The 26,926-nt window shown below is 71.9% G+C and carries 23 protein-coding genes; 7 read left to right on the top strand and 16 right to left on the bottom strand.

Annotated features, from left to right (window positions below; genetic code table 11):
* Positions 1–13 precede the first annotated feature (13 nt).
* On the bottom strand, positions 14–889 hold the full coding sequence (locus WQ56_RS03540) for an aldo/keto reductase family oxidoreductase (protein WP_047135714.1): 876 nt from the start codon (positions 887–889) through the stop codon (positions 14–16).
* Positions 890–929: 40 nt separating this feature from the next.
* On the bottom strand, positions 930–1,340 hold the full coding sequence (locus WQ56_RS03535; RefSeq protein WP_047135713.1) for a hemerythrin domain-containing protein: 411 nt from the start codon (positions 1,338–1,340) through the stop codon (positions 930–932).
* A 97-nt stretch (positions 1,341–1,437) separates the two neighbouring features.
* Here WQ56_RS03535 and WQ56_RS03530 point away from each other — a divergent pair, with 97 nt between their 5' ends.
* Positions 1,438–1,995, top strand: a complete 558-nt coding sequence (locus WQ56_RS03530; protein WP_047135712.1) for a DUF488 domain-containing protein — start codon at positions 1,438–1,440, stop codon at positions 1,993–1,995.
* A 268-nt stretch (positions 1,996–2,263) separates the two neighbouring features.
* Here the strand turns inward: WQ56_RS03530 and WQ56_RS17585 are convergent, their stop codons facing one another.
* Positions 2,264–2,956: a DUF4142 domain-containing protein gene (locus tag WQ56_RS17585; RefSeq protein WP_052772811.1), complete on the bottom strand. Its 693-nt coding sequence runs from the start codon at positions 2,954–2,956 to the stop codon at positions 2,264–2,266.
* A gap of 147 nt (positions 2,957–3,103) precedes the next feature.
* Complete coding sequence (locus tag WQ56_RS03520) at positions 3,104–4,009, bottom strand: SDR family oxidoreductase (RefSeq protein WP_047135711.1); 906 nt, start codon at positions 4,007–4,009, stop codon at positions 3,104–3,106.
* 203 nt (positions 4,010–4,212) lie between these two features.
* Between WQ56_RS03520 and WQ56_RS03515 the strand changes: the two genes are divergently transcribed.
* Positions 4,213–4,956: an AraC family transcriptional regulator gene (locus tag WQ56_RS03515; protein WP_047135710.1), complete on the top strand. Its 744-nt coding sequence runs from the start codon at positions 4,213–4,215 to the stop codon at positions 4,954–4,956.
* A gap of 84 nt (positions 4,957–5,040) precedes the next feature.
* Positions 5,041–6,003 (top strand): DMT family transporter, encoded by a 963-nt coding sequence (locus tag WQ56_RS03510; protein WP_197076423.1) that lies wholly within the window; start codon positions 5,041–5,043, stop codon positions 6,001–6,003.
* Positions 6,004–6,025: 22 nt separating this feature from the next.
* Here WQ56_RS03510 and WQ56_RS03505 read toward each other — a convergent pair whose 3' ends face one another.
* Genes WQ56_RS03505 through WQ56_RS03495 form a run of 3 tightly spaced genes read right to left on the bottom strand, consistent with a single transcriptional unit; the run spans position 6,026 to position 8,689 of the window.
* On the bottom strand, positions 6,026–7,195 hold the full coding sequence (locus WQ56_RS03505; RefSeq protein WP_047135708.1) for a zinc-dependent alcohol dehydrogenase: 1,170 nt from the start codon (positions 7,193–7,195) through the stop codon (positions 6,026–6,028).
* 9 nt (positions 7,196–7,204) lie between these two features.
* The gene (locus WQ56_RS03500; protein ID WP_047135707.1) at positions 7,205–7,720 is read right to left on the bottom strand and encodes a hypothetical protein; all 516 of its coding nucleotides are present in this window, start codon (positions 7,718–7,720) and stop codon (positions 7,205–7,207) included.
* A 57-nt stretch (positions 7,721–7,777) separates the two neighbouring features.
* Positions 7,778–8,689, bottom strand: a complete 912-nt coding sequence (locus tag WQ56_RS03495; RefSeq protein WP_047135706.1) for a manganese catalase family protein — start codon at positions 8,687–8,689, stop codon at positions 7,778–7,780.
* Between WQ56_RS03495 and WQ56_RS03490 the strand changes: the two genes are divergently transcribed.
* Positions 8,682–9,821, top strand: coding sequence for an MBL fold metallo-hydrolase (locus WQ56_RS03490; protein WP_231583341.1), 1,140 nt, complete (start codon positions 8,682–8,684; stop codon positions 9,819–9,821). The genes WQ56_RS03495 and WQ56_RS03490 overlap by 8 nt on opposite strands.
* Positions 9,822–9,849: 28 nt before the next feature.
* Here WQ56_RS03490 and WQ56_RS03485 read toward each other — a convergent pair whose 3' ends face one another.
* Complete coding sequence (locus WQ56_RS03485; RefSeq protein WP_047135704.1) at positions 9,850–11,127, bottom strand: acyltransferase family protein; 1,278 nt, start codon at positions 11,125–11,127, stop codon at positions 9,850–9,852.
* A gap of 155 nt (positions 11,128–11,282) precedes the next feature.
* On the opposite strand from WQ56_RS03485, the gene WQ56_RS03480 reads away from it, so the two are divergent.
* Entirely contained in the window at positions 11,283–12,110 is an 828-nt protein-coding gene (locus WQ56_RS03480) for a plasmid replication/partition related protein (RefSeq protein WP_047135703.1), read from the top strand.
* Positions 12,111–12,128: 18 nt separating this feature from the next.
* Here the strand turns inward: WQ56_RS03480 and WQ56_RS03475 are convergent, their stop codons facing one another.
* From WQ56_RS03475 to WQ56_RS03455, 5 genes are read right to left on the bottom strand one after another with little or no spacing between them, the layout of a single operon-like run.
* Entirely contained in the window at positions 12,129–13,094 is a 966-nt protein-coding gene (locus WQ56_RS03475) for a BadF/BadG/BcrA/BcrD ATPase family protein (RefSeq protein ID WP_047135702.1), read from the bottom strand.
* Positions 13,091–14,263, bottom strand: coding sequence for an SIS domain-containing protein (locus WQ56_RS03470; protein WP_047135701.1), 1,173 nt, complete (start codon positions 14,261–14,263; stop codon positions 13,091–13,093). The genes WQ56_RS03475 and WQ56_RS03470 overlap by 4 nt, the downstream gene beginning before the upstream one ends.
* Positions 14,235–15,524, bottom strand: coding sequence for a D-tagatose-bisphosphate aldolase, class II, non-catalytic subunit (locus WQ56_RS03465; RefSeq protein ID WP_047135700.1), 1,290 nt, complete (start codon positions 15,522–15,524; stop codon positions 14,235–14,237). The genes WQ56_RS03470 and WQ56_RS03465 overlap by 29 nt, the downstream gene beginning before the upstream one ends.
* 13 nt (positions 15,525–15,537) lie before the next feature.
* The gene (locus WQ56_RS03460; protein WP_047135699.1) at positions 15,538–16,455 is read right to left on the bottom strand and encodes a DMT family transporter; all 918 of its coding nucleotides are present in this window, start codon (positions 16,453–16,455) and stop codon (positions 15,538–15,540) included.
* A complete protein-coding gene (locus WQ56_RS03455) occupies positions 16,452–18,542 on the bottom strand; it encodes a glycoside hydrolase family 36 protein (protein ID WP_047135698.1) in 2,091 nt (696 codons plus the stop codon). The genes WQ56_RS03460 and WQ56_RS03455 overlap by 4 nt, the downstream gene beginning before the upstream one ends.
* A gap of 119 nt (positions 18,543–18,661) precedes the next feature.
* Between WQ56_RS03455 and WQ56_RS03450 the strand changes: the two genes are divergently transcribed.
* Positions 18,662–19,762: an amidohydrolase family protein gene (locus tag WQ56_RS03450; RefSeq protein ID WP_197076422.1), complete on the top strand. Its 1,101-nt coding sequence runs from the start codon at positions 18,662–18,664 to the stop codon at positions 19,760–19,762.
* Positions 19,763–19,774: 12 nt separating this feature from the next.
* Here WQ56_RS03450 and agaR read toward each other — a convergent pair whose 3' ends face one another.
* Positions 19,775–20,554 (bottom strand): transcriptional repressor AgaR, encoded by a 780-nt coding sequence (agaR, locus tag WQ56_RS03445; RefSeq protein ID WP_047135696.1) that lies wholly within the window; start codon positions 20,552–20,554, stop codon positions 19,775–19,777.
* A 139-nt stretch (positions 20,555–20,693) separates the two neighbouring features.
* On the opposite strand from agaR, the gene WQ56_RS03440 reads away from it, so the two are divergent.
* The gene (locus WQ56_RS03440) at positions 20,694–23,516 is read left to right on the top strand and encodes a TonB-dependent receptor (RefSeq protein ID WP_231583340.1); all 2,823 of its coding nucleotides are present in this window, start codon (positions 20,694–20,696) and stop codon (positions 23,514–23,516) included.
* A gap of 54 nt (positions 23,517–23,570) precedes the next feature.
* Here the strand turns inward: WQ56_RS03440 and WQ56_RS03435 are convergent, their stop codons facing one another.
* Positions 23,571–24,614 (bottom strand): LD-carboxypeptidase, encoded by a 1,044-nt coding sequence (locus WQ56_RS03435; RefSeq protein WP_047135695.1) that lies wholly within the window; start codon positions 24,612–24,614, stop codon positions 23,571–23,573.
* Between the two features lie 71 nt (positions 24,615–24,685).
* Complete coding sequence (locus tag WQ56_RS03430) at positions 24,686–26,863, bottom strand: EAL domain-containing protein (RefSeq protein WP_047135694.1); 2,178 nt, start codon at positions 26,861–26,863, stop codon at positions 24,686–24,688.
* Between the last annotated feature and the right edge of the window lie 63 nt (positions 26,864–26,926).

Here is a 26,926-nt window from a genome sequence, read left to right as displayed (position 1 = left end):
CCGGCGCGTCGGGCTACGCCGCTCCGGCGGCGATGCCGTCCAGCGTCGCGACCGCATCGTCGGGCAGCACCAGGTCCGCGGCCGCCAGGTTCTCGCGCAGGTGCGCAACCGACGAGGTGCCGGGAATCAGCAGCAGATTCGGTGCGCGACGCAACAACCAGGCCAGCGCGACCTGCATCGGCGTCGCACCCAACGCGTCGGCGACCGCCGACAGCGCGGACGACTGCAGCGGCGTGAACCCGCCAAGCGGGAAGAACGGCACGTAGGCGATGCCGTCGGCGGCCAGCGCGTCGATCAGCGCATCGTCGTCGCGGTGCGCGATGTTGTACATGTTCTGCACGCACGCCACCTCGACCATGCCGCGCGCCTGCGCCACCTGCGTCGCGGTGACGTTGCTCAGGCCGATGTGCCGCACCAGCCCCTGCCGCTGCAGGTCGGCCAGCACCGTCAGCGGCGCCTCGATGGAGCCCTCCGCCGGGCCGTGCACCGACAGCATGATCCGCAGGTTGACCACGTCGAGCACGTCGAGGCCGAGGTTGCGCAGGTTGTCGTGGACCGCGTCGGTCAATGCCTGCGCCGAGAACGCGGGCAGCCACGACGCGTCGTGGCCGCGTCGCGCACCGATCTTGGTCACGATCGTCAGGTCGTCGGGATACGGGTGCAGCGCCTCGCGGATGAGCCGGTTGGTGACGTGAGGCCCGTAGAAGTCGCTGGTGTCGATGTGGTCGACGCCCGAGGCGACCGCCTCGCGCAGCACGGCCACCGCCGCGGCAGGGTCCTTGGGCGGCCCGAACACGCCGGGACCGGCGAGCTGCATCGCCCCGTAGCCCAGCCGCTTCACGGATCGATCGCCCAGGCGGAAGGTACCGGCAGTGTCGATGCGGATCATGCGGCGCTCCTCGGTGCGAAGGGAGCGCCAGTATGCGCCGCTAGACGCGCTCGGCGGCCGGGTAGAGCTCGCGGTTCTCGCGCTGCAGCCGTTCGAACAGCGCGCGCAGCACGGTGTTGGCGCCGGCGCGGAAGCCTTCCGGATCGGCCTTGACGCGCGACGGCACGCGCCAGCGGCCGACGAAGTCGGCGAACACCTCGGCGATGCCCTGCATCTCCTGCTGGTAGTGCGCGCCCATCGCCGCGACATCGGGATCGCCGGCGCGCGCGAGCGTGGGGTACAGCACCTGGTCCTCGGCCGCGAGATGGAACTTGACGCGGCTGGCGAAGGCGACGATGCGGCTGGAGATCTCCTCGGCGTTCTCGGCGACGCCGGCACGGCTGAGCGTGCGGAGCGCGTCGATCTGCGTGGCGATCTCGCCGTGGTCGTGGTGGTAGCGGCGGATGTCCATCCGGCTCTCCGGAAAGCGTGCGGGTTGCGCTCCGTTAGCGGCCGGCGGGACCGGGCCTTGAGCGCGGCCTGCACACCCGGCGCGCTAGCCTGCACGCATGCACACGCCCCACCTGTGGACGATCGGCCATTCGACGCGGCCGATCGAGGTCTTCGTCGACATGCTGCGCGCCGACGGCATCCGGACACTGGTCGACGTCCGCCGCCATCCGGGCTCGCGTCGCCATCCGCACTTCGCCGCGCAGTCGCTCGCGCACAGCCTGCCCGAGGCCGGCATCGCGTTCGTGCCGATGCCCGAGCTCGGCGGCCGGCGGTCCGCGCGCCGCGATTCGCCGCACACGGCCTGGCGCAACGCCAGCTTCCGCGGTTATGCCGACTACATGGACACGCCTGAGTACGCGCAGGCGCGCGAACGGCTGATGCGGCTCGCACGCGAGCAGCGCACCGCCTGCATGTGCGCCGAGGCGATGTGGTGGAGCTGCCACCGCAGCCTGATCTCCGATGACTTCAAGGCCCGCGGCTGGGAGGTCGTGCACCTGATGGCGCCGGGCAAGGCGCAGCCGCATCCGTGGACCGCGGCGGCGCGCATCGTCGATGGGCGGCTGGACTACGGCGCGCCCGAGGATGGCCAGGCTGATCTTTTCGGGGAAGGGTAAGGGGAAGGCCCGTGCCCCCACCCGGCGCGCGGGGCGCGCCGACCTCCCCCGCGTCGCGGGGGAGGTGAATCGTGGGGTCCTGCCTTTAGCTCCTTCCCCCGCATGGCGGGGGAAGGTTGGGATGGGGGCGCTTTCCGCACAAGGGCCCGTGCCCCCACCCGGCGCGCGGCGCGCGCCGGCCTCCCCCGCGTCGCGGGGGAGGTGTTGGCAGGGTTTGCGCTGAGACCTCGACGCAATGCGGGGAAGATGACAGCCCCGGCGTGCGGGCTCAGCCGCCCGCGGGCTTCTGCAGCGCCTGGGCCTGCTCGAGATGCCCGGCGATCGTCTCGCGCGTGCGCTCCAGGTGGCTACGCACCTCGCCGGCGCCGGCCTGCGGGATCAGCTCGCGATCGAGCTTGTCCAGCGCTGCCTGGTGACCCTTGACCATCGCGTCGATCCACGCGGCCTCGAACGCCTCGCCGTCGAGGCCTTCCAGGCGCTGGCGCTCGGTGTCGTGCTGGCGACGCTCGGCGACCAGCGCCGGATCGTCGGACGCGGCGTCCTGCGGCGGCGCGCCGGCGGTGCCGCGGTTGCCGTCGAGCAGCGCCTGCGTGGCCTTCATGCTGCGCTCGTGGTCGCTGCGGAGCATCTCTGCGTACGCGCGCGCGCGATCGCCGACCCCCTTCGACAGCGCGGCCTGCGCGGCCGCGATCTCGTGGCGATCGACCTCCAGCACCGAGAGCAACGCCTTGTGGTCGGCCGGTGCCTGCGCCGACGCGGCATTGGCCGGCGCATCCCCGTGAACCATCGTGTCGGCCGGGCCGGCGCCCATGCCGGTGCCGCCGGTGCCCTCGCCGGCCGGCGGCACGGCGGCCGGGGGCGTGTCGGGCGTGGCCGCAGTCTGGCGATCGTCGGCGCGCTCGCCGCATGCCGACAGCGCGAACGCAAGCGAGGCCACCAGCAGGGTCGGACGAAGGTTCATGGTCGCACTCCATATGAGGACAGGAAGCACGATGCTGGGCCGCCGGCGCGCGGCAGCCGGTGAAGCCGACTGCCCGCAGGCGGGCAGTTTCTTCGCACTTCCGCGTCCCTGCCCCGTTCATGTCGACGCGACGACCGACGCCGGGCCTCAGGTGGGATCGACGATCTCGCCGGAACCGTCGACGCCATGGATCCGGCCGCTCTCGCCGCCGACGAACAGCGTACCGCCCGGATCGCGCGGCGCCTCGTCGCGCTGCTGCCGCGAGGCCTGCATCGCGGCCATGCGATCGGCCAGCCGCGGCAGGAACTTGCTCATCGCGGTGTCCACGTGCGCCATCGCGCCGACCTTGGTCTCGCGCCCGCCCTTGTGCGCGGCGTCGAGGATCGCCTCGGCCACGCGGTGCGGATCGATCAGCGGGGACGGCAGCTTCGGCTCCCGGTCCATGTAGTTGCGCGCGTGCTGCGGATACGGCGTGTTCACCGCGGTCGGCTGGATCAGCACGATCGAGATCGGCTGGTCGTCGACGCGGGTCTGCTCCACGCGCAGCGCGTCGGTGAACCCTTTGACCGCGTGCTTGGACGCCGAGTACATGCCCTGCAACGGGATCACCGCGTCCGAGACCTCGCTGCCGACGTTCACCAGCACGCCGCCGCTGGCGCGCAGCGCGGGCAACGCGGCGAGCGAGCCGTGCACCACGCCCCAGAAGTTGATCTCGAACAGCTGCCGGTGGTCCTCGGGAGCGACCTCGTCCAGGCGGCCGAAGATCGCCACCCCGGCGTTGTTGACCCAGGTGTCGATGCGCCCATGCAGTGCGACGATCCGCTCGGCCGCGGCCTCGACCGCCGCGCGGTCGGACACGTCGACGCACATCGCGTGCGCGCTGCCGCCCTCGGCGGCGATCGTCGCGACGATCGCGTCGAGCGTGCGCTCGCTGCGGGCCAGCAGCACCACGCGCGCGCCACGCTCGGCGGCCAGTAGCGCCGTGCACAGCCCGATGCCGCTGGAGGCGCCGGTGATGACGATGACCTGCTGGTCGATGGGGGCGTGTCGCATCGCGGCGTCTCCGAGGTGGCTGGGAAGCCGGCACGCTAGGCAGTCGGCGATGCGCGGATCGTGAACGCAGCCCGCCGCGGTGGGCGCGTGTGCGCATCCCGCGCCGTCGCCGCCTCGCGCGCAGTGCGCCGAGCCGTGCGGCGGGACATCGAGTCGGCGGCGCCGCTGCGCTAGCATCGGCCGGCCCCGTCCCCCGCCCCGCCATGGCCCTCCCCGCCCCGACATCGCGAATCGCCATCCGTGCCTACGGCGCGGACAGCACCGTCGACCGCCACGACTTCGCGCAGGTCGTGCTGCCGCTGGCCGGCCGGCTGTGCATGGAGATCGCAGGCGCCGGCGCGCGGCTCGACCGCGGCGTCGGCGCCTTCGTCGAGGCCGGTGCCCGGCACGACCAGGTCAGCGACGCGGCCAACCGGTCGATCATCCTCGACCTGCACGCAGGCGACCTCGACCCGCGCACCGCCGAATGCCTCGCGCGCCGGCCCTACGTCGCGCTCGCGCCCGAGGCCCGCAGCCTCGTCGACTACATGGAGGCGCTGGCCGTGCGCGGCCGCGTGCCGCCGCACCGCCTGCGGCTATGGGTCCCGCTGCTGCTCGACGCCCTGCTCGGCGAGCCGCCGCAGCCGCGTGCCCGGCTCGCGCCGCTGCTGGCGACGGTCGAGGCGCAGCCGGCGCGCGGCTGGACCGCCGAAGCGATGGCTGCGCAGGTCGGCGTCAGCGCCAGCCGCCTGCACGCGCTGTTCCAGCAGGAGCTCGGCACCACGCCGCGCGCCTGGCTGTCGGCGCTGCGCCGCGAACGGGCCTGCGACCTGCTCGCGCGGACCGCGCTGCCGATCGCCGAGGTCGCCTACCGCTGCGGCTATGCCGACCAGAGCGCGCTGACCCGGGCACTGCGGCGCGCCACCGGCCATACGCCCGCGGCGATCCGCCGCCAGGCGCGCGGCTGACGGACGCGAGTCCGGGCCCAGGACCCGCGAGACCGGGTCAAGACGACGCCGCGCATCGCCCCTATCGTGCGCGGCATGGATGCGATGCGAACGACGCCCCACCGCAACACCGTCGCCGGCGTGGCCTGCGGCGTCGGCGCCGGCGCGCTGTGGGGCCTGGTGTTCCTGGCGCCCGCGCTGGTGCGCGACTTCCGCCCCCTGGACCTGACCATCGGCCGCTACCTGTTCTTCGGCCTGTTCTCGGCCCTGCTGGTCGCGCCGCACTGGCGCCGGCTGGTCGGCCTGCTCGGCCGGCGCGAATGGCGCGCGCTCGTGGGGCTGGCGCTGACCGGCAACGTCCTCTACTACCTGCTGCTGTCGAGCGCCGTGCAGTTGGGCGGCATCGCGATGACGTCGCTGGTCATCGGCTTCCTGCCGGTCGCGGTGACCGTGGCCGGCAGCCGTGACCACGGCGCGGTGCCGCTGCGCCGGCTCGCGCCCTCGCTGCTGCTGTGCGCCGCAGGCGCGCTGTGCATCGGCTGGCAGGCGCTGGCGACGCCGGCCACGGGCGACGTGGGGCGGCAGTGGCTGGGCCTGGCCTGCGGCGTGGGCGCGCTGGCGTCGTGGACGTGCTTTGCGGTAGGCAACGCGCGCTGGCTGGTGCGGCTGCAGCACGTCTCGGTACACGAGTGGAACCTGCTCACCGGCGTGGTCACGTGCGGGCTGACCGTACTGCTGGTACCGCTGGCCTGGGCCCTGCCCCGCACGCCGCAGCCGCCTGCGGCATGGGCGCTGCTGATCGGCGTCTCGGCCGGCGTGGCGCTGCTGGCGTCGATGGTCGGCAACGCGCTGTGGAACCGCATGAGCCGGCTGCTGCCGCTGACGCTGGTCGGCCAGATGATCCTGTTCGAGACGCTGTTCGCGCTGCTCTACGGCTTGGCCTGGGAACGCCGGCTGCCCACGCTGCTGGAGACCGTCGCGTTCGCGCTGGTGGTGTCGAGCGTGGTCACCTGCCTGACCGCGCACCGCGCGCCACCGGCAAGCCCCCCGGCGTCCGGCGCGGGCTGACAGAGGCGCCCACGTCGGTCCTTCAGGGAACGAACACCGCACGCACGCAGCCATCGTGCTTGTGCTTGAACAAGTCGTACCCGCGCGCGGCCTCCTCCAGCGGCATCCGATGCGTGGCCAGGAACCGCGAGTGAAAGCGGCCTTGCTGCGCCAGTTCGAGCAGCCGCGGCAGGTAATGCTGACCGTGCTGCTGCGCCGTACGCACCGTCAGCCCTTTGTTCATCATCACGCCGAGGGGGAATTTGTCCATGAGGCCGTACACCCCCAGCACCGACACGACGCCGCCCTTCCGGCAGGCCACGATGGCTTCGCGCAGCGCCTCTCCCCGGTCGGTATGCAGATGCAGCGCCTGTTTCGCCCGATCGTACGCGTACGCCATGCCGGTCCCGTGCGCCTCCATCCCGACCGCGTCGATGCAGGCGTCCGGTCCGCGGCCGCCGGTCGTCTCGCGCAGCGCATCGACCACGCTGTCCACGTCGGTGTAGTCGATCGTCTCCGCACCGACCACGTCCCGGGCCATCGCCAGGCGCTCCGGGATGCGGTCGATGCCGATCACGCGCTCGGCACCAAGCACACGCGCGCTCTGCAGCGCCATCAGCCCGACGCCGCCGCATCCCCACACCGCGACGATGTCGCCGGGCTGGATGTCGCAGAAATCCGCGCCCATGAACCCGGTGGGGCCGGCATCGGACAGGAACAGCGCGTCCTCGTCGGACACGCCATCGGGCACCGCGAAGCATCCGACATCCGCGTGCGGGACGCGGATGTACTGCGCATGCGATCCGGCATAGCCGCCGAAAGCGTGCGTGTAACCGTAAATGCCAGCGGTCGGATGGCCCAGCAAGGGCTCCTGGATCTCCCAATGGGGATTGGTGTTGTCGCACAGCGAGTACTCGTGCCGCCCGCAGTGCCAGCATTGGCCGCATGACACGAACGATGGCACCACGACCCGCTGCCCGACCTGTACGCTGCGGACCGCGGGCCCGACGGCCTCGACGGTGCCCATGAACTCGTGGCCGATGACGTCGCCCTCGCGCATCGAAGGGATGTAGCCGTCGATGAAATGCAGGTCCGAGCCGCAGGTCGTGCTCAGGCCGACGCGAAGCACGACGTCCCCGGGGTTGACCACGGCCGGATCGGGCACGGTCTCGACCCGCAGGTCGTTGACGCCGTTCCAGCACAATGCACGCATGGCCGCCTCCTAGTGCGTGGACGCGCGCGCAGAAGGATTGCGCGCCAGGGTGGGAATCTCGCCGGCCTCGACCCGGGCCCGCAGCCGACGCAGGGCCTGTCCGACCAGCAGCGCGGGCGCCGGATCGACCAGTCGGGCCAGCCATCCTGCCAGCAGACCGTCGACGCGATAGTCGACCGTCAGGGTCGCCTCGACGCCCGGCCGCGCACGTGCGGGCCGCACGCGCAACTCGCTGCGCATCCACAGCCCGACCTCGTCCTCGACGCGGTGCCGCACATATCCGGCGGTCTCGCCATCGGGCAGGAGGACGAACCGGGGGCGTCGACCCAGCGGCGCGTGGACCTCCCAGGTCGATCCGCCGCGAGCGTCGGGCCCGAGATACGTCGCCGCGCCTTCGAACAGCTGCGGCTGTATCTCGATATCTCCCCAGGCCGACAGGATCGCCGCGGGCTCGGCCTGGATGGTCAGCGTGCGCTCGATGCGCGTCGGCGCGCCGGATGCGGCCGCGCTGGCGTTCGAAGTCATGTCGTACCTCCCGTCTTGGCGCCGGGCAACGCACGTCGGCGCGTCGCCGGACGCCCGTCACGCACCAGGAACGTCCTCATCCCCCGCCCCGATCCTGCCGGCCCCGGGCCCGGCGCCGAGTTCGGCACCTGTGCGCGGATCGCTGGCGGGGTCGGACATCGTGCGCAGAGCGAGCGCCTCCAGGGCCGCCTGTTGCGGCGCTGTCAGCCCCACCGAAGCGGTGCCGTCGCCGCCGTCGACCGCGGCCTGCGCCTCGCGATCCTCGACGCGTTCCCATGCGTCGCCGCTGTTCCACGCCCCGGTCTGATCGCCGGGCCCCTGCGACATGTCGTAGTAGACATCGGAGAACGCCGGATGCCCGGGCAGCTTGCCCGGAGGAAAGTTCGGGCTGATCGCGTACAGCGCCTTCTCGAAACTCTTCTGATGAGCGACTTCGCGCGTCATCAGGAAGATCAGCGCATCCTTGATGCCCGGGTCGTCGGTCACGTTGATCAACCGCTCGTAGACGAGCTTGGCGCGCGATTCGGCGGCGATGTTCGAGCGCAGGTCCGCGGTCGGGTCACCAATGGTGTCGATGTAGGCCGCCGTCCACGGGACGCCGCTCGAATTGACCAGCGCCGGCCCGTTTCCGTACAGGATGGCCTCGGTCTGGCTGGTGCTGTTGCCGCTCAGGACCCGCATCTCGGCCATCTCGTCCATGCCTTCGGCCAACTCGCCTTTCGCGCCCTTGTTGAGCATGGCGATGATCGAACCGATGATTTCCAGATGACTGAGTTCTTCGGTCGCGATGTCGTAGAGCATGTCCTTGCGGCCTGGATCGTCCTCGGCCAGCGCCTGGGTGAAGTAGCGCATGGCGGCGGCGAGTTCGCCCTGCGGGCCCCCGAACTGCTCGAGCATGAGGGTGGCCAGAACGGGATCTCCCCGCTCCACACGAACCGTGTATTGCAGACGCTTGTTGTGCATGAACATCGGATTCTCCCGCGGCACTGCCGCCTCGACTAGGGGATGTCCACCCTGGGCCTGCGGCGATCACGGCACCGTAAGCGGCGCGGCGACCTGCAACGATCAGGCGCAACAACTGCACGATCGGGGACACGGCGGCAGCTACCTGCCGGAACGCGGTTTCGGCGGGTACGACGGTCCTGCACGCGTCGTGCAAAGGTGGCCGGTGCGGCTCACATGCCGGCCACCCGGACACGACGAGAGTCGGGCCCTCGCCGCAGCGGGACGCGCCATGCGGGTCCACCATCTCAACTGCATCTCTACCTGCCCCCTGGGCGGCCGACTGATGGACGGACGGTCGAAGGAGATTCTCGGGCGTGGCCATCTGAGTTGCCATTGCCTGCTGGTGGAGACGCCGCGGTGCCTGGTCCTGGTCGACACGGGACTGGGGTTGCGCGATGTCGCGCATCCGCACGCGCGCCTGAGCCGGTTCTTCCTGGCGCTGCTGCGCCCGGAATTCCGCGAACAGATGACCGCGGTGCGGCAGATCCAGCGGCTCGGCTTCCAGCCGGCCGACGTCAGGCACATCCTGCTGTCCCACCTCGATTTCGACCATGCCGGCGGTCTCGACGACTTCCCGCATGCGACCGTCCATCTGCTCGCCCGCGAGCGTGCGCATGCTGCGCGCCAGCGCACGTGGCTCGATCGCCAGCGCTTCCGTCCGCAACAATGGTCCACCCGTGCGCGCTGGCGGACGTATCCGGGGGCGCAGGGCGAGCCCTGGATGGGGTTCGACTGCGTCCGCGGGCTCGATGGGCTCCCGCCCGAGCTGCTCCTCGTACCGCTGCCGGGTCATACCCACGGGCACACCGGCATCGCCGTCGACACCGGGGCGGGTTGGAAGCTGCTGGCGGCGGACGCGTACTTCCACGCGGGAGAACTGGACGCATCGCCGCACTGCCCGCCCGGACTGCGCGCCTACCAATGGATGATGGAGCTCGATCGCGACGCGCGACTGCGCAACCAGCAGCGGTTGCGCGACCTCGCCCGCACCGCACAGGGCATCGACATCTTCTGCTCGCACGACGTCGCGGAATTCGAACGCCTCAGCGGGCGCTCGGCGCGTGTGCCCGCTGCGGGCTTCGCGATGCCCGACTAGCCACCGGCGCGATTGCCTGTGCGCCCTCCTACCGCGGCGATGTCCGCAGGCGCCAGGACGCCACCGCGACCGCGACCAGCCCGATCGCCGCGCCCGGCCATGCCCCCAGCGCCAGCGCCGCCGCCAGGCCGACGTAGAGCGCCAGGCCGCCAACCGCGACGTCGGCCAGGCGACCGGAGCCCGGCACGTCGCGATCGCGCCGCAGTTCGAACCGCACGACCAGCGCGATCACCGGCGCGACCATCGCCAGGCACAGCGCGATCCAGCCCGCACGGCCGAGCCAGAAGCCTGGCTCGCCCGGCAGGCCGGCGTCGATCGGCAGCCCCAGCCGTTCGCCCAGCCACGCCGCCGGCAGCTCGGCGAGCTTGTGCCACAGGTACAGCGGCATGCCGAGCGCGCCAAGCACCGCGATCGCCCGCGCCGGGGCGCGGCCGGCGAGCACGCGCCGTGCCAGCGGCTCGCACAGCAGCACCAGTCCCACCTGCAGCCACATCACGCCGATCAGCGCCAGCGTCGGCGGCAGCATGTTGTTGCCGGCCAGCGTCACGCCGACCATCGCGACCGGGTAGCCGGCGGCGATCGCCAGCGCCAGCCAGGCCGCACCGAGCAGCAGCAGGCCGGCACCGGCCGCCGGGCCGCGGAAGCGCCCGTGCTTCCACGCGATGCCCAGCTGCTGCGGGATCAGCCAGACCACCAGCATGTTGAGCCAGGCGATCCCCGCCGGCCGCTCGGTGACCAGTTGCCCGAGCGTGCGCAGCGCGCCCGGCGACGTCGCCCCGGCGCGGAGCAGATCCAGCACGCCGGCAACGACGACCAGGACGGCGACCGCGCCCAAGCGCAAGCGCGCGTCCAGCCGCAGGCACCACGACAGCAGCGCCTGCACCGTGAGCAGCATCAGCAGGAACCACAGGTGGATCGTCAGCGACCGGTCGAACACCGCCAGCAGGTGGCCGCCCGACAGCCACGACAGCGCGGCGAGGGCGGCGAGGACCGCCAGGTAGGTCACCGTCGGCCGCGCCAGTCCCAGCGCCCGCCCGGCCCACCACTGCGCCCGCGCGCCCTGCCCGACCCGTCGCGCCACCCCGTCGGCGCTGACCGCCGCCGAGACGAACACGAACAGCGGCACCACCTGCACGACCCACGTCAGCCAGCCGGCCGCGTCCCAGGCCGCGAGCAGGTGATCGGTGTCGACCAGCACGCCGTCGGCCATCCGCGGCAGCGTCGCGATCCAGTGGCCGAGCACGACCAGCAACAGGGCGCCCGCGCGCAGCGCGTCGGGATACGGATCGCGGGAGGACGGCGTCATCGGCGGCGGGAGTCCTGGGTCGGGAAGCCGACGAGCATACGGGCGGCCGCCCCCGCGCGGCGTCGGCAGGCGCCGCGCACCGCCGCCGGGCGTGGCCGGTGCCCATGCCGGGCGCGCCGCCTACAATGCGCGCCCCCCGTCGCCCCCGGAGCCGCATGAACATCGTCGTCGTCGACGCCCTCAAGGCCTACATCGATCCGCTCACGCCCGACGAGCACGAGGCGCTGGAGCGCAGCCTGCTGGCCGAGGGCTGCCGCGACGCGCTGGTGCTCTGGGGCAACGTGCTCGTCGACGGCCACAACCGCTACGGCATCTGCCAGAAGCACGGCATTCCGTTCGAGACCGTGCAGAACACCCGCTTCAAGTCGATGGACGACGTCCACCTGTGGATGATCGAGCAGCACCTAGGCCGGCGCAGCGTCTCGGACTACCAGCGTGGCGTGCTCGCGCTGCGCAAGCGCAACATCCTGGAGGCGCGCCAGCAGGCCCGGCTCGAATCGCCGCCGCCTCCGGCCGACGGCGACGACGCGCCCGCCGAGGCCGACGCCGACGACCGCCCACCGTGGGACGACGCGCCGGTGCCCGCCAGCCGCGCGGATCTCGCGCGCGAGGCCCGGCTCAGCGCCAACCAGGTCATGATGATCGAGCGCATCCACGCCCAGGCCACGCCCGAGGTCGTCGAGGCGCTGAAGGCTGGCGAGATCTCGATCAGCGCCGCGGCCGCGGTCGCCAGCCTGCCCGAGGACGAGCAGCGCAGCGCCGCCCAGGCCGGCAAGGCCGAGCTCAAGCAGGCCGCCAAGCGTGCCCGCGACGCGAAGAAGCGCCCGCGCCCGCCGCGCGAGGGCCAGGACGGCGACGACGCCGAGGCCGCGCCCGACGCGCGCGCACTGCAGCGGCGCGTGGACGCGCTCGAACGCGAGAACGCGCAGCTGCGCGCCCAGGTCGAGGCGTTGCAGGCCCAATTGGTGCGCCTGCGCGGCTGACCGCGCCCGGCCGACGGCTCAGGCCGTGGCCGGCGCCTGTGGCAGCGCGCGCCCGGCCAGCCGCATCGCGTACAGCGCCGCGCCGTGATGCGGCGCGTACCGCGGCGCGCGCAACTCGAACCGCGCGCCCGTGGCCTGCAGCGCGGCCTCGAACGGCGCGTGCAGCAACGCGCCCGCCGCGAACGCCCCGCCCGAGCAGGCCAGCGGCACCGGCGCCGCGTCGTCGTCGAAGCCGAGCGCGCGGCGCACCGCCTCGACGATCCCGGCCAGCTCCCGGCCGGCGCGCGCGAAGATCGCCGCGGCCACCGGGTCGCCCGCCGAGGCCGCCTGCGCGACCTGCAGCGAGAGCTGGGCGATCCGGTCGCGGGTCAGCGCGTTCGGACCGTACACCTGCGCGCACAGTTCCAGGTCGGCCGCGAGCCCGAAGTGCGCATTGAGCGCGGCGTGCAGCGGGCCGCGCGGCAGCCGGCCGTCGCTCATCCGCGCGTACGCGTTGAGCCCCTGCACCGCGATCCAGTACGCCGAGCCCTCGTCGGAGAACACCTCGCCCCAGCCGCCGGCGCGCGCTTCGCGCCCCCGGCGCTGGCCATAGCCGATCGAGCCGGTGCCGGCAACGATGTTGATGCCGTCCGCGCAGGCCAGCGAGCCGGCCCAGCCGCAGACCATGTCGTTGCCGCAGCGGTAGCGCCGGTGCCCGAGGATCGCCTCGGGAATCGCGTCGAGCCGCGGGGTCGCCACGCCGTCCTCGCCGTGCGCGGGCAGCCCGAGGAAGGCGTACGCGATCGCGTCGGGGCCGATGCCGGCGGCGCGCACGACCTCGCCGATGCCGTCGGCGAGGATCGCCGCGACGCCGTCCAGCCCGACCTGCGGGTGGTAGGTCGTGCCCCGGCACGCTTCGGCGACGATGCGCCCGCCGGCGTCGACGAGCACGAAGCGGGTCTTCGTGCCGCCGCCGTCGACGCCGAGGAACCGGTCGCCGCTCATGGCACGCGCGGGTGCAGGCGCACGCCCTGGACCACGCGGTTCACGGTGCCCTGGCGGTTTGGCGTGTCGGGACTGAAGCCCATCGCGCGCGAGGCGTGGAACGCGTAGAGCTGCGCGACCGCGACGAACGGCCACAGCAGGTCGACGTCCTCGGCCTGCGCCAGGCCCGGGATGCGGATCGCATCGGCTGCCGACAACGGCGCCTGCGCGGTGACCTCGATCACGCGCGCAGCGCACCGGTCGTTGCGCAGCTCCTCGATCAGGTCGCGATCGTAGCGCGCGGTCAGCGGGTCGTTGGAGACGAACACGCAGACCAGCGTACGCCCGTCGACGAACGTCTTGGGCCCGTGGCGGAAGCCCATCGGCGACTCGAAGCAGGTCGCCACGCCGCCGTTGGTCAGCTCGCCGAGCTTGAGCGCCGCCTCGCGCGCCAGGCCCTTGAACAGGCCGCTGCCCAGGTAGGCGACCCGCGTCAGGCCCTGCCCCGCCAGCGCGCGCATCGGCTCGCCGGCGATCCCGATCGCCTCGGCGGTCGCGCGCGCGATGCCCGCGATGCGCGGCGCCAGCACCGCCGGCCCGCACAGCGCGGCCAGCGTGGCGTACATCATGCAGCTGAAGCTGGAGGTCATCGCGAAGCTGACGTCGTGGGTCTCCTCGGGCAACAGCAGCGTCATGGCCTGCCGCACTGCCACCCGGCCGAGCGCGCCGTCGGCGTTGCAGGTCACGACCAGGTGGCGCACGTCGCCGACCAGCGCCTCGGCCAGCTCGACCGCGGCCACGCTCTCGGGACTGTTGCCCGAGCGGCCGAACGAGACCAGCAGCAGCGGTCGGTCCGGGTCGAGGTACAGGTGCGGGGCGCTGACGATGTCGGTGGTCGGCACCGTCTCCACGCGCGCGGCGAGCCGCCGGTCGAGCAGCGGTGCCAGGCACTCGCCGATGTAGGCCGAGGTGCCCGCGCCGGTCAGGACCACGCGCGCCGCCCGGTCGCCGGTCACCGGGCCGACGAACGCGGCGATCGCCCCGGCCAGTTCGGCGACCAGCGCGTGGGTGCGCTCGAGCATGCGCGGCTGCTGCGCGATCTCGCGCGCGGTCCACAGCGCGCCGCCGGCCTCGAGCTCGGACTCGGGGATGCCCAGGAACTCAGCGGCGGTCGTCGGAATGGCATGCATGGCGGTAGTCGTCGAGGGTGGTGGCGATGTGGGCCATCGCGAGGGCGGCGGGATCGAACGCGGCGCGGTCGGCGCGCAGCGCACGCAGCGCCTGCGGCAGGTACTGGGCGACGAGCGGCATCGGCGGCGGCGACGCGCGCAGGTTGGCGAACAGCCGCTCGCAGGCGGCCTCGATGGCCGGGTCGGGCCAGTAGTAGCGGATGCGGTCGCTGAGGCTGTACTGCAGGTCGAGCGCCAGCGCCTCGCCCTCACCCGGGTAGTAGCGGCGCCAGTGCTCGGGCCGTTCGCGCATGCGCGCCAGCGCGGTCTCGCGCACGCCGGCGCGCGCCTCGGGCGCGATCCACTCGCGCTCGATCGCATCGAGCGCCCACAGCGCCTCGCGCAGCGCGAACGTCAGCCCGGGGCCGACCTTGAGGATCGCGAAGTGGTCGCGCACCAGCGCGGCCAGCGCCTCTCGGGTCTGGTAGTCGGTCGAGTGCGCCTCGTACACCAGTCCCGGCACCGCGGCGACCGCGTCGCTGAGCGCGCGCGCGGCGTCGGGCGCGTAGTCGATCACCCGGTGATGGTCGAACTCCACGCCCGGCTGCACGACCGACGCGATCACCCGCGTCCAGGCGTCCTGCAGGCCCGCCGCAGCGAATGCCGTGCGGTGCGCATCGATCGTGGCCAGCGCATCGGCGGGCGTCGTCGTCGCCAGGCCCTCGATCGCCTCGGTCGCGCCGCCGGGCACCGGCACCTCGGTGCCGATCACGTAGACCGGCGGCTCGCCGCCGGCCTGCGCATGCGCGGCCTCGGCCGCGCGGCACAGCCGCACCGCGCGCGCGACGATCGTCGGCTCGGGCAACGGTACCGGATCCCCGGCGCAGGCCATCGAGCAGTCCAGGTGGATCTTGCGGAACCCCGCGGCCACGTAGGCGGCCACCATCGTCTCGGCCTTGGCCATCGCCGCGTCGGCCTCGAGCGCGGTCCACGGATTCGGGCCCAGGTGGTCGCCGCCGAGGGCGATGCGCGCCGGATCGACGCCGACCCGCTGCGCGATGCCGGCGACGAAGGCGACGAAATCGGCCGGCGTCATGCCGGTGTAGCCGCCATCCTGGTTGACCTGGTTGCAGGTCGCCTCGAACAGCACCAGCGGCAGGTCGTGGCGCTGCGCATGGCGCAACGCGGCCTCCAGCACCAGCGGGTGCGCCGAACAGATGGAGGTCAGGCCACAGGCATCGCCACGCTCGTGGCGCGCGATCAGATCCAGCAGGGCATGCATTGCGTCTCTCGTGTCAGGGGGAGTGCGCCGGAACGTCGCGCTCCGGCTCCAGTGCCAGCAGGACCGAGGCCACCAGGGCCAGGACCAGGCCGAGCAACTTCAGCGGGCCGGGGACGACCCCGGCGAGCGCCAGCGCCAGCGCCGCGGTGATCAGCGGGCCGCCGGCGTTGGTCAGCGGCGCGACGACGATCGCCTTGCCGTAGCGGAACGCGTAGACCAGGCACAGCGCGCCGATCGCGTTGAGCACCTGGATCCCGGCGACCAGGCCGACCCCGGACGGGCCGGTCTCGATCGGCCCGGTCCAGTCGGTCATCCGCCAGGCGACCGGCAGCAACAGCAGCGCGCCGACCGCCATGTAGAAGAAGATGCTCTCGGCGCGCACCACCGCGTTCGCGCGCTTCATGAAGTACGCCTGCACGCCCCACGCGGCCATGATCAGCAGCGACAGCACGAACCAGCCCAGGCCTTCGTCGCCACCGCCGCCCCACGACAGGTCCAGCAGCGGCAGCGCCACCAGCGCCAGTGCCACGCCGACCGCGCCGATGCGCGTGGTGCGCTCGCGCAGCAGCGTGAACGACAGCGCGATCGTGATCACCGGCGACAGCGAGATGATCGGGAAGATGAAGTACGCAGGCCCGCTCGCGAGCGCCTTGAACAGCAGCATCTGCCCGCCGGCGCCGAGCAGCCCGATCGCCAGGCCATAGGCGATCGCGCGCGGGCTGCGGTCGATCGACCAGCCGTTGCGCCACAGCACGAACAGCGCCGGCGGCACCATCGTCGCCGCCCACACGCAGTAGACCAGCGTCTCGGGGAACGCGGGGTTCGCGGTCAGGCCCGACAGCGCGCCCCACACGCCCCACAGCGCCACCGTCGCCAGCGCGAAGCCCAGCCAGGCGCGGCCGGCGGCCGGCGCGCGCGCGACCGCGCTCATGCGTCGCGGCCCTCGGGCACGGCCTGCAGCAGCAGGAACGTCTCGAACGCGGCGGCGACCGTGGCCTGGCGCCCGTCGACGATACCCAGGTCGGCGCCACCGAACAGGTCGCGCACGCGCCAGCGGCCCCGCCCCAGGCCGCGCAGCTGCAGCGGCCCGTCCCAGCGGTCGGCGTAGAACGCGTAGTACAGCGCGCCGTCCTTGCCGATCACGTGCGTTTCCGGCTTGTCGAAGCCGATGTCGTACAGCGTGCCCAGATAATCGCCCTTGGGCAGCATGTGCTCCCGGTAGAGGTCGATCCACTTGCGCCACAGCGCTTCCTTCTCCGGGCCCAGCACCAGGCCGCCCGGCGGCATGTCCAGCTTCGGCTCGGGGATGTCCGCCGGCCACGTGAACTTGGTCGAGATCACCGCGCCGATGCCGACGCTGGACGCGAAGTCCGCGCCGCCGTCGGCCAGTTCCACGTGGTCGCCGGCGTAGCTGCCGCGCCTGCCGATCAACGCCTTGATCGTCTTGCCCTTGTGGCGCACCTGCCACGACGACAGCGGGTCCGACGAGGGGTACTGGTCGGTCGCGGGGAGGTTGTGGAACGCGAACGCGGTGCCGCAGGGGCACAGCTCGACGATCGCGTCGGGGTTGGCCGCGTGCGCGGCGTCGTAGATCGCCTGCCAGAACGTGGCGACCGCCTCGCACGATTCCATCGGGTCGGCGTGGTTGTGCGTCGGGTTGTAGCAGGGCGCGACGGCGTTGAGGTGCTGGCCGTCGAGCTTGAGCCCCTCGAAGCCCCAGTCGCCGATGATCTTCGTGACCAGCGCGACGTAGAAATCGACCGTCGGCTGGTAACCCGGACACTGCGTGAAGGCGTTCCACCAGGTCACGTTCTGGCTCGCGCCGTCCTCGTCGAGCAGCAGCATGTCGGTGTGCCGGTAGAGCACCTCGCTGCCCGGGTCGGCCGCCAGCGGCGCCAGCCACAGCCGCGGGCGCAGGCCCTGCGCGCGGATCGCCTGCACGAAGGCGCGCATGTCGTCCTCGCCGCGCGGGAACTTGCGCGTGTCGATCTGCCAGTCGCCCTCGTTGGTCTGCCAGCCGTCGTCGAGCACCACCCACTCGAAGCCCAGCTCCTTGACCTTCGGCAGCGTGCCCAGCACCTGCTCGGTGGTGAAGTCGCGCTCGTAGCCCCAGGCGCACCAGATCGGCGCGAACGCCGACGCGGGCACCTCGGGCGCGGCGATGCCGGCATCGGCCATCCAGCGCGCGTAGTGCAGCAGCGCGGCGTAGTAGTCGCCCGTGTGCACGCACACGAACGTGCGGTCGCTGCGCAGCGTGGCACCGGGCGCCAGCGTCGTCGCGCGCCGGCTCTCGACCGCGATCGCCGCGCCGCCTGGTGTGCGCGCCACCGGCAGGTCGAGCAGCCGCGGCCTGGTCTCCAGGTGCCCCACCGCCAGGCCGACGTCGCGGCGCCAGACGTCGGCGACCGGGGTGCCGCCGCCGTAGTCCGACGAGTCCATCGCCAGCGTGTTGCGCTGCGCGAAATCCGCGCCCATCGGCTGCACCCAATCGCGCCGGTCGGTGTGGGTGGCGCCCGAGAAGCTCCAGAACCCGTCGCCGCGCTCGGCCAGCACATGCGCGGCGTTGCGCCAGCCGGCGACCTCGAGCGGTGCGTCACCGTCGTTGCGGTACTGCACGGCCAGCACCGCCATGCCGGGATGGCGTTCGTGGAACGTCAGTTCGACGGTTTTCTCGATGCCGCCGGGCGAGCGGCCACGCAGCGTGTGGCGGCGCCCCGGCCCGTGGCGCGGGTCGGCGACACGCGCGATGCGCGCGTCCTCGAACGCGAAATCGTCGACGACGCCGCCGTCGGCGAGCAGCAAGGCCTCGCTGGCGTCGAATCCGGTGATCGCCTCGCCCCGGCTCGAGAGCCGGGTCCGCAGCGCGGCGTCGAACTCGATCGACAGCAGGCTGTCGTCGGCGACGGCACGCACGGCGCCCTTGGTGGCGGGGCCGGCGGCATGCGCCAGCGGCAGCGCGGCGTACATCGCGCTGCCGGAAACGAGCTTGAGAACGGTGCGACGTCGGACGGGCAGCATGTGCCGGGCTCTCCCCTTTCGTTCGGTTCCGCCGAGTCTGCGTCAATGCGAGCGATGTCGCAACAATTTCGTTTCGTTATGTGCTAAAAAAGTTTCGCTACCGAAACGGAATGACCCGCATGTCCAGATTCCAGTGGTGCGCGATCGCCCTCGCCGCCTGCCTGCCCGCGTCCTGTGCCACCGCACCGCAGGACGCCGGCCCATCGGCCGGCTACGCGATGGCGGACTTCGCCTCGGTGCGCAAGTTCGACGCGCACGTGCACGCCAACGCCGATTCGCCGGCGTTTCTCGACCAGGCGCGCGCGGACGGCTTCGAGCTGCTGTCGATCAACGTCGACTACCCGGCCTTCCCGCCGGTGGAGACCCAGCACGCGATCGCGCTGGCGCAGGCAGCCGCCGATCCGGCGCGCTTCCACTGGGCTGCGACGTTCCGCATGACCGGCTTCGGCGCACCCGGATGGTCGCAGGCCACCGGCGACGCGCTCGCCGCCGACGTCGCGCGCGGCGCGCGCGCGGTCAAGATCTGGAAGAACGTGGGCATGGTCGAAAAGGACGCACAGGGCCGCCCGATCATGCTCGACCACCCTGGACTGGCGCCGGTCGCCGCGCGCATCCAGGCGCTCGGCGTGCCGCTGATCGGCCACCAGGGCGAGCCGCACAACTGCTGGCTGCCGCTGGAGCGGATGACCACTGACAACGACCGCGAATACTTCGGCAACCATCCCGAGTACCATATGTACCTGCATCCGGAGGAACCCGGCTACGAGACGCACATGGCGGTGCGCGACCGGTTCCTGGATGCGCATCCGCAGCTGCCGTTCGTCGGCGCACACATGGCCAGCCTGGAATGGGACGTCGATCGCCTGGCCGCGTTCCTCGACCGCTATCCGCAGGCGACCGTCGACCTCGCTGCGCGCATGGCCCAGGTCCAGCACCAGGCGGTGCGCGACCACGCCAAGGTGCGCGCGTTCTTCGTCGCCTACCAGGACCGCCTGCTCTACGGCACCGACCTCACCCAGGATCCGGACACCGATCCGGCGGCGTTCCGCCGCAGCGCGCACGCGACCTGGCGCTCGGACTGGATGTTCCTGGCCACCGGCGAGACCCAGCGCATCGACACGATCCGCGCCGACGTGCGCGGGCTCGCGCTGCCGCGCGAGGTGATCGACAAGGTCTACTACGCCAACGCGGTGCGCGTGTTCGCGCCGCGGCGACGCTGAGCCGTGGCGCGGTCAGGCCAGCAGCAGGTCGAAGCCCAGTTGCCGGCTCGCCTCGCGCACCTCGTCGGGCGCGTCCTCGTCGGTGATCAGCGCATCGAGGCCGGAGACGGGAATGATGCGGTGCAGGCAGATGCGTCCGAACTTCGAGCTGTCTGTGATCGCCACCACCTTGCGCGCGGCCTCGATCATCTTGCGGTTGAGCATCGCCTCGGGCTCGTAGTGGGTCGTGATGCCGCGCTCCAGGTCGAATCCGTCGACGCCCAGGAACACCACGTCCACGTGCAGCGCGTCGAGCGCATCGACGGTCAGCCCGCCGTAGAAGGCCATGTTCTTGCGGCGCAGCTCGCCGCCGAGCATGACGATGTCGACGTTGTTCTTCGGGGTCAGCGCGGTCAGCACGCCGAAGTCGTTGGTGACCACCGTCGCCTCGATGTTGGGCATCGCCTCGGCGAGCTGGATGGCGGTGGTACCCGAGTCGATCGCGATCGTGTCGCCGGCCTTGACCAGCGTCGCCGCCAGCCGGCCGATGCGGCGCTTCGCCTCCAGGCGTTCGGTGCGCTTGACCTCGTACGCCGGCTCGGCGACCGGGCCGCCGACCGCGTTGCTGTCGATCGCGCCGCCGTAGGCGCGCGCCATCACCCCGCGCTCGGCGAGATAGCGCAGGTCCTTGCGCACGGTCTGCACGCTCACGCCGAACAGCTCGGCCAGCGCGGTCACCTGCACGCTGCCGTGCTGGCGCACGAGTTCGCTGATCCGCAGTCGTCGCTGACTGGTGTCCCGGCTTCCGGTCATGGCCCTTCTCACAATGCGGCGGAGTATGCCCCTTTTCGTTAAATTTCGCTATTGATAACAAAACGAAACATAAGATAGTCTCGTTTTCGTTTGTTGCGCCCGCATGACTGCCCGACACCGCCTTCGAGGGAGAGACGAAGTGACGACCCACCTGCACCGCGACACGCTGTTTCGCTGTATCTCGCTGGCCCTGTTCGCCACCGCGGCGCCTGGGCTCGCCCAGGCCCAGTCCACCCCGCCCGCGCCGCCCGGCGACGGCCCGTTCGCGGTCGAGACGCTGGATGCGGTGGTCGTGACCGGCGTGCGCGGCAGCGTCGCGCGCGCGGTCGAGCTCAAGCGCGATGCGGCGACCGTCCAGGACTCGATCAGCGCGCTGGAGCTGGGCAAGTTTCCCGACGACAACGTCGCCGACTCGCTGAGCCACATCACCGGCGTGGCGATCAGCCGAACCGCCGGCGGCGAGGGCCAGAAGGTCAGCGTCCGCGGGCTCGGCCCGGAGTACACCCTGACGACCTTCAACGGCCGCATCCTGGCGACCGACGGCGCCGGCCGCGACTTCGCGTTCGACGTGCTGCCCGCCGACGTGATCAGCGGCGCGGACGTCGTCAAGGGCGCGCAGGCCGCGCTGACGGAAGGCGCGATCGGCGGCCTGGTCAACCTGCGCTCGGCCAGCGCCTTCGACCAGCGCGGCCAGCACGGCGTGGTGCGGATCGAGGGCGATCGCAACCGGATGTCCGAGGAGGACGGCCACAAGCTCTCGGCGGTCTACAGCAACACCTTCGCCGACGACACCTTCGGCCTGGTGCTGGGCGTGGTGCGCGGCGACCGCCGCGACCGGACCGACATCGCCGGCAACGACGGCGGCTGGACCCGCAATCCCGATCCGCGCGACGAGAACTGGTCGGGCAACGCCTGGGGCGGCAACATCGACCCCAACGGCAACGGCGAACTCGATCCCGACGAGTACGGCCTGATCGCGCCGGGGCAGTTCCGGGTCGGCTCGATCCTGGAGGACAAGAAGCGCACCGCGTACTCGGCCAAGTTCGAGTGGCGTCCCAGCGACCGCGTGCGCGTCGTCGTCGACGGGCTCAAGACCCGGCTCGACTCCCCGCAGGTCTCCTACCAGCAGTCGTACTACCCGCTGTTCGCGCCCGGGCGCTGGTCGGACATCGTCGTGCAGGACGGCATCGTCACCGGCTTCACGATGGACAACCCCGACCCGGAGCTGCGGCTCAACCCCGAGCTGCTCAACCAGACCGAGCACCGCGTCGTCGACACCGATCTGTACGGCGTCAACGCGCATTGGGAGGCGACCGACGCGCTGACGCTGACCGCCGACGGCTACCGGTCGACGTCCAAGCGCTATTCCGGCGGCCAGGACACCTACGTGGTGCTGCGCATGAACCAGCCCAACGTCGCGCGGATCGAGCTCGGCCCCGACGCGGTGCCCAACGTCTCGGCCGCCTTCCCGGACGGCCGCGACCTGCGCCAGGGCCTGGCTGACGGGCAGTTCGGCGCATCGGACTTCGACACGCACTACATGGAGCTGCGCGGCGACGACATCCGCGACGAGATCACCGGCGGCACGCTCGGCGGCGACCTGCACGTGGGTCGCGGTGCGCTCGACACGCTGCGCTTCGGCATCTCGCTCACCGACCGCAGCAAGTCGCGCGACTTGGTCAACAACACCCTCAACGGCGCCGCCGACTACTACGCGTCCGACAATGCCATCAACGTCGGCGACCTCGGCGGCGACGTGCTGTCCGACCCGCTCGCGCTGCCGAACTTCATGAGCGGCGTCGGCAGCGATTTTCCGCGCAGCTTCCTCGCCTTCGACGTGCCCGGCTACCTGGCCCGGCTGCGCGCCTACGACGGCAACCTGCGCCCCGACGGCACCGCCTACGACTTCTCGATGGCCGCGCCGCGCTGGAACCCGCTCGAGAGCTACCGCGTGAGCGAGAAGACGCGCGCGGTGTACCTCCAGGCCGACCTGTCGGGCGAGCGCTGGAGCGGCGATGTCGGCGTGCGCGTGGTCAAGACCCGGACCCAGGCCGAGGCCTGGGACGCGAAGATCGTCTCGATTACCGAGTACGGCCCGTTCAACTACACCGCCCAGTACGCCGAGCCCACCCCGATCCGCGCCGATGCCGAATACACGTTCGTGCTGCCGTCGGCGAACTTCATCTGGCGCTTCGACGACGATCTGCAACTGCGCCTGGGCGCGGCGAAGACGATGGCCCGCCCGCCGGTCAACCAGCTCGCGCCCACCAACACCACCGCCAGCGTCTCGTGGGGCGACTTCACCCAGGTCTACGGCGGCAACGTCGACCTGGAGCCCTACAGCGCGCGGCAGGCCGACGCCTCGCTGGAGTGGTACTTCACCGAGAGCTCGATCGCGAACCTGGCGGTGTTCTACAAGCGCATCGAGAACCAGATCACCACGAGCTGGGAACCGGGCCAGGACATCGGCGTGCCGGGCTACCTGTTCAACGTGATGCGGCCGATCAACGGCGACTACGCCAAGGTCCGCGGCCTGGAGGCCGGCCTGCAGCACTTCTGGCAGAACGGCTTCGGCGTACGCGCGCAATACACCCGCAACTGGTCGCGCAGCTGGGTCGGCGACGAGGAGCGCCCGCTGGAGGGCATCGCGCCGGCGACCTACTCGCTCGCGCTGATGTACGAGAAGGGGCCGTGGTCGCTGGGCGCGACCGCCGACCACACCGACGGCTTCGTCAGCGCGATCAACGTGATCGGCACCGGCTACAACGAGCAGGCCGATTCGCTGACCTGGCTCACCGCGCACGCGTCCTACAAGGTCAACGACCTGCTGACCGTCAGCCTGGAGGGCCGCAACCTGCTCGACGAGGCGCAGACCTACAGCATCAACGGCCACCCGCTGCTCACCCAGGGCTACTACCGCTACGGCCGCTCGATCAACCTCGGGCTGAGCCTGCACTTCTGAGCGCACGCCGGACCATCGCCCGCGCGGCGGCGGTCCGGCACCGCGTCCCGCCGGCTACGCCAGCACCGGTGCCAGCAGCCGGAACTGGCCGGCATCGGCATCGAGTTCGACCCGGCCGCCGACCGGCACGATGAACTGCTCGCGCACGTGGCCGATCATCGCGCCCCGATAGGCCGGAATGCCCAGCGGTTTGATGTGGTCGTCGAGGATCTGCGCCAGCGTCAGCGAGCCGAAGCCCGCGCCCGGATCGCAGTCGGTGCACTGGCCGAAGACCAGCCCGGCGATCCGGTCCAGCGCGCCCATCAGCTTGAGCGTGCTCAGCATCCGGTCGATCCGGTACGGCGCCTCGTCGACGTCCTCCAGGAACAGGATCTTGCCGCTGAAATCGGGTAGGTACGGCGAACCGGCGAGTGCGCTGAGCACGGTCAGGTTGCCGCCGACCAGCTCGCCCTGCGCCTTGCCGCCGGTGATGGCGACGGTGCGGTTGCGGCGCGGCACCAGTTCGTCGGCGTCGTCGACCGCGTTGCGGTAGACCATCGCCTCGCGCGCGAAGAACAGCCGCCGGAACTGGTCGGCGTTGAAGCGGTTCCAGCTGCCCGTACCGTTGGGTCCGTGGAAGGTGACCAGCCCGGTGCGCGCGTGGATCGCGCTGTGCAGCGCGGTGATGTCCGAGTAGCCGAGCAGCACCTTGGGATTGCGCGCGATCGTGTCGTAGTCGAGCAGCGGCAGCAGCCGCGCCGCGCCCGAGCCGCCGCGCACGCAGATCACCGCGCGCACCTGCGGATCGGCGAACATCGCGTTGAGGTCCCCTGCCCGCTCCGCATCGGTGCCGGCCAGGTGCCCCCGCCGCCCGCCGAAGTGCGCGCCGGTCCTGACCTCGAAGCCCAGCGCACGCATCACCTCCTGCGCCAGTTCGAGGTCGAACGGCTCGTCGACCGGCGACGACGGACTGACCAGTCCGACGGTGTCGCCGGGGCGCAGCGCCGGCGCCAGGCGCCGCCCGGGCGCCGCGGCGCGCGCGTCCGCGATCGCACCCAGCGGCATCGAGGCCGCCAGCGCGGACAGTGCCGCGGTGGAGAGGAAATGTCGCCGGTCCATGGGGTACCTGCCGATCGGGTGATCCGGCAGCCTAGCAACCGCCCGCGCCCGGCACCACGCCCGGCGGGCGGTCAGGGCAGCACGGCCGCGCGGCCCAGTTCGGAGGTGAGCGCCTGCGCCGACATCGGCCGGCCGAACAGGTAGCCCTGCGCATGCGAGCAGTGGTTGGCGACCAGGAAATCGAGCTGCGCCTTGGTCTCCACGCCCTCGGCGATCACCTCGAGCCCGAAGCTGCGGCCCAGGTAGATCACCGCGCGCACGATCGCCGCGTCCTCCGGATCGCTGATGACATCGCGGATGAACGACCGGTCGATCTTCAGCCGGCTGACCGGGAAACGCTTGAGCAGGCTCAGCGACGCGAAGCCCGTGCCGTAGTCGTCGAACGCCAGGCCCACGCCCATCGTGCGCAGCGCCTGCAGCAGCTTCAGCGTCGCACCGTCGTTGCGCATCATGATGTTCTCGAGCAGCTCCAGCTCCAACGCCTCCGGCGGCAGCCCGGTGTCGTGCAGCACGCGCTCGACGACGTTGCGCAGCTGGCCCGAGCGCAGCTGCGCCTCGAACAGGTTCACGCCGATCCGGAAGCCCGGCACGCGCTCACGCCAGGCCCGCGCCTGGCCGCAGGCGGTACGCAGGATCCATTCGCCGACCGCCGGCGCGATCGGCTTCTGCGCCAGCACGTCGATGAACGAGACCGGCGACAGCATCCCGCGCGTGGGATGCTGCCAGCGCAGCAGCGCCTCCGCGCCGCGGATCCGGCCATCGCGCGTGTCGACCTGCGGCTGATAGAGCAGCACGAACTGGTCCTGCTCGAAGGCCCGTCGCAGCTCGCGCTCGAACTCCCGGCGCGCGACGGCGACCTCGCGGAACGCCGGCTCGAACAGCACGTAGCGGCCCTTGCCCGCCGCCTTGGCGCGGTACAGCGCCAGATCCGCGGCCCCGAGCAGGTCCTCGGCGCGCGCACCGTGCGCCGGGTACAGCGCGATCCCGACGCTGGCGCCGATCTCGAACGCGTGCCCGGGCAACGCGTAGGGCCGCGACAGCGCACGCACCACACCGCCGGCGACGGCGCTGGCCGCGCGGCGGTCGTCGCCGGCCAGCAGCAGCACGAACTCGTCGCCGCCCAGCCGCGCGACCATCAGCGCGTCGGGGCATTCGGCCTTCAGGCGCGCGGCGACCGTCTTGAGCACCTGGTCGCCGGCCGAGTGGCCCAACGTGTCGTTGACGTCCTTGAAGCCGTCCAGGTCCAGCAGCAGCACCGACACGGGCGTGCCCTGCGCGAGCGCGTCGTGGATGCACGCACGCCACGCGGCGCGGTTGGGCAGCTCGGTCAGCGCATCGAGCGAGGCCAGCCGGTAGAGCCGGTCCTCGTTGCGCCGGCGCTCGGTGATGTCGCGCACGATCGCGCCGACGCTCCGCGCCCGGCCCTCCTGCCACGACGACAGCGAGATCTCGGCCGGGAACTCGCTGCCGTCGCGGCGCAGGCCCGAGCGCACGATCGTGCGGCCGACGGCCTCCATGGTGCCGCTGTCGCGCAGGCGCGCCAGGTCCTCGAAGTACGCCTCGCGCCAGCTGTCGGGCACGATCAGGCTGCTGCAACGCCCGGTGGCCTCCTCGGCCGCGTAGCCGAACAGCCGCTCGGCGGCGTGGTTCCAGAACGTGACCTGGCCGGTGTCGGTGGTGCAGATGATCGCGTCGGGCGAGGTCGCGGCGATGTTCTCGAACCGCGCCTGGCCGATCGCCCGCATGTACTCCAGCCGCGTCAGCTCCATGCGGTCCATGACCAGCTCGGCGATATCCGACAGGTTGTCGCGCTCGGACTGGCTGAATTCCTGGCGCGGCTGGGTGTCGATCAGGCACACCGTGCCCAGGCGCTGCCCGCCCGGCGTTACCAGCGGCTTGCCGGCGTAGAAGCGGATGAACGGCGGACCGAGGACCAGGGGATTGGCCGCGAAGCGCGGATCCTCCAGTGCATCGGGCACCACCATGACGTCGTCCTGCAGGATCGCGTGCGCGCAGAACGACACGTCCCGCTCGGTCTCGCACACCTCCAGGCCCACGCGGGCCTTGAAGACCTGCCGGTCGCGCGTCACCAGCGAGATCAGCACGATCGGCACCGAGAACAGCCGCGACGCCAGCTGCACCAGCCGGTCGAACTCCGGTTCGGCCGGCGCGTCGAGCACGTGGTAGTCCGCCAGCGTGCTGGCCCGCAGCGCTTCGTCGGGCGGAATCGGGAACGGGACGGGGCCCATCGGCATGCACCTTGGCGATCGGCCGCCAGATTAGCCTGTTCGCGCGGGGAAGGCTTTTGGCCC

The sequence above is a fragment of the Luteimonas sp. FCS-9 genome, assembly GCF_001014645.1.
Lineage (GTDB): Bacteria > Pseudomonadota > Gammaproteobacteria > Xanthomonadales > Xanthomonadaceae > Luteimonas.
The sequence above is the reverse complement of the archived record's forward strand: the minus strand, read 5'-3'. Positions and strand labels throughout refer to the sequence as shown.

Excerpts from the sequence above, each read along its gene's own strand:
- WQ56_RS03515 (WP_047135710.1), top strand. The coding sequence starts at position 4,213 with ATGGCCCTCCCCGCCCCGACATCGCGAATCGCCATCCGTGCCTACGGC.
- WQ56_RS03465 (WP_047135700.1), bottom strand. The coding sequence starts at position 15,524 with ATGCATGCCCTGCTGGATCTGATCGCGCGCCACGAGCGTGGCGATGCC.
- WQ56_RS03435 (WP_047135695.1), bottom strand. The coding sequence starts at position 24,614 with ATGGACCGGCGACATTTCCTCTCCACCGCGGCACTGTCCGCGCTGGCG.
- WQ56_RS03510 (WP_197076423.1), top strand. The coding sequence starts at position 5,041 with ATGCGAACGACGCCCCACCGCAACACCGTCGCCGGCGTGGCCTGCGGC.
- WQ56_RS03485 (WP_047135704.1), bottom strand. The coding sequence starts at position 11,127 with ATGACGCCGTCCTCCCGCGATCCGTATCCCGACGCGCTGCGCGCGGGC.
- WQ56_RS17585 (WP_052772811.1), bottom strand. The coding sequence starts at position 2,956 with ATGAACCTTCGTCCGACCCTGCTGGTGGCCTCGCTTGCGTTCGCGCTG.
- WQ56_RS03530 (WP_047135712.1), top strand. The coding sequence starts at position 1,438 with ATGCACACGCCCCACCTGTGGACGATCGGCCATTCGACGCGGCCGATC.
- WQ56_RS03450 (WP_197076422.1), top strand. The coding sequence starts at position 18,662 with ATGTCCAGATTCCAGTGGTGCGCGATCGCCCTCGCCGCCTGCCTGCCC.
- WQ56_RS03470 (WP_047135701.1), bottom strand. The coding sequence starts at position 14,263 with ATGCATGCCATTCCGACGACCGCCGCTGAGTTCCTGGGCATCCCCGAG.
- WQ56_RS03460 (WP_047135699.1), bottom strand. The coding sequence starts at position 16,455 with ATGAGCGCGGTCGCGCGCGCGCCGGCCGCCGGCCGCGCCTGGCTGGGC.
- WQ56_RS03505 (WP_047135708.1), bottom strand. The coding sequence starts at position 7,195 with ATGCGTGCATTGTGCTGGAACGGCGTCAACGACCTGCGGGTCGAGACC.
- WQ56_RS03480 (WP_047135703.1), top strand. The coding sequence starts at position 11,283 with ATGAACATCGTCGTCGTCGACGCCCTCAAGGCCTACATCGATCCGCTC.
- WQ56_RS03495 (WP_047135706.1), bottom strand. The coding sequence starts at position 8,689 with ATGTTCATGCACAACAAGCGTCTGCAATACACGGTTCGTGTGGAGCGG.
- WQ56_RS03455 (WP_047135698.1), bottom strand. The coding sequence starts at position 18,542 with ATGCTGCCCGTCCGACGTCGCACCGTTCTCAAGCTCGTTTCCGGCAGC.
- WQ56_RS03430 (WP_047135694.1), bottom strand. The coding sequence starts at position 26,863 with ATGGGCCCCGTCCCGTTCCCGATTCCGCCCGACGAAGCGCTGCGGGCC.
- WQ56_RS03535 (WP_047135713.1), bottom strand. The coding sequence starts at position 1,340 with ATGGACATCCGCCGCTACCACCACGACCACGGCGAGATCGCCACGCAG.
- WQ56_RS03500 (WP_047135707.1), bottom strand. The coding sequence starts at position 7,720 with ATGACTTCGAACGCCAGCGCGGCCGCATCCGGCGCGCCGACGCGCATC.
- WQ56_RS03540 (WP_047135714.1), bottom strand. The coding sequence starts at position 889 with ATGATCCGCATCGACACTGCCGGTACCTTCCGCCTGGGCGATCGATCC.
- WQ56_RS03475 (WP_047135702.1), bottom strand. The coding sequence starts at position 13,094 with ATGAGCGGCGACCGGTTCCTCGGCGTCGACGGCGGCGGCACGAAGACC.
- agaR (WP_047135696.1), bottom strand. The coding sequence starts at position 20,554 with ATGACCGGAAGCCGGGACACCAGTCAGCGACGACTGCGGATCAGCGAA.
- WQ56_RS03490 (WP_231583341.1), top strand. The coding sequence starts at position 8,682 with ATGAACATCGGATTCTCCCGCGGCACTGCCGCCTCGACTAGGGGATGT.
- WQ56_RS03520 (WP_047135711.1), bottom strand. The coding sequence starts at position 4,009 with ATGCGACACGCCCCCATCGACCAGCAGGTCATCGTCATCACCGGCGCC.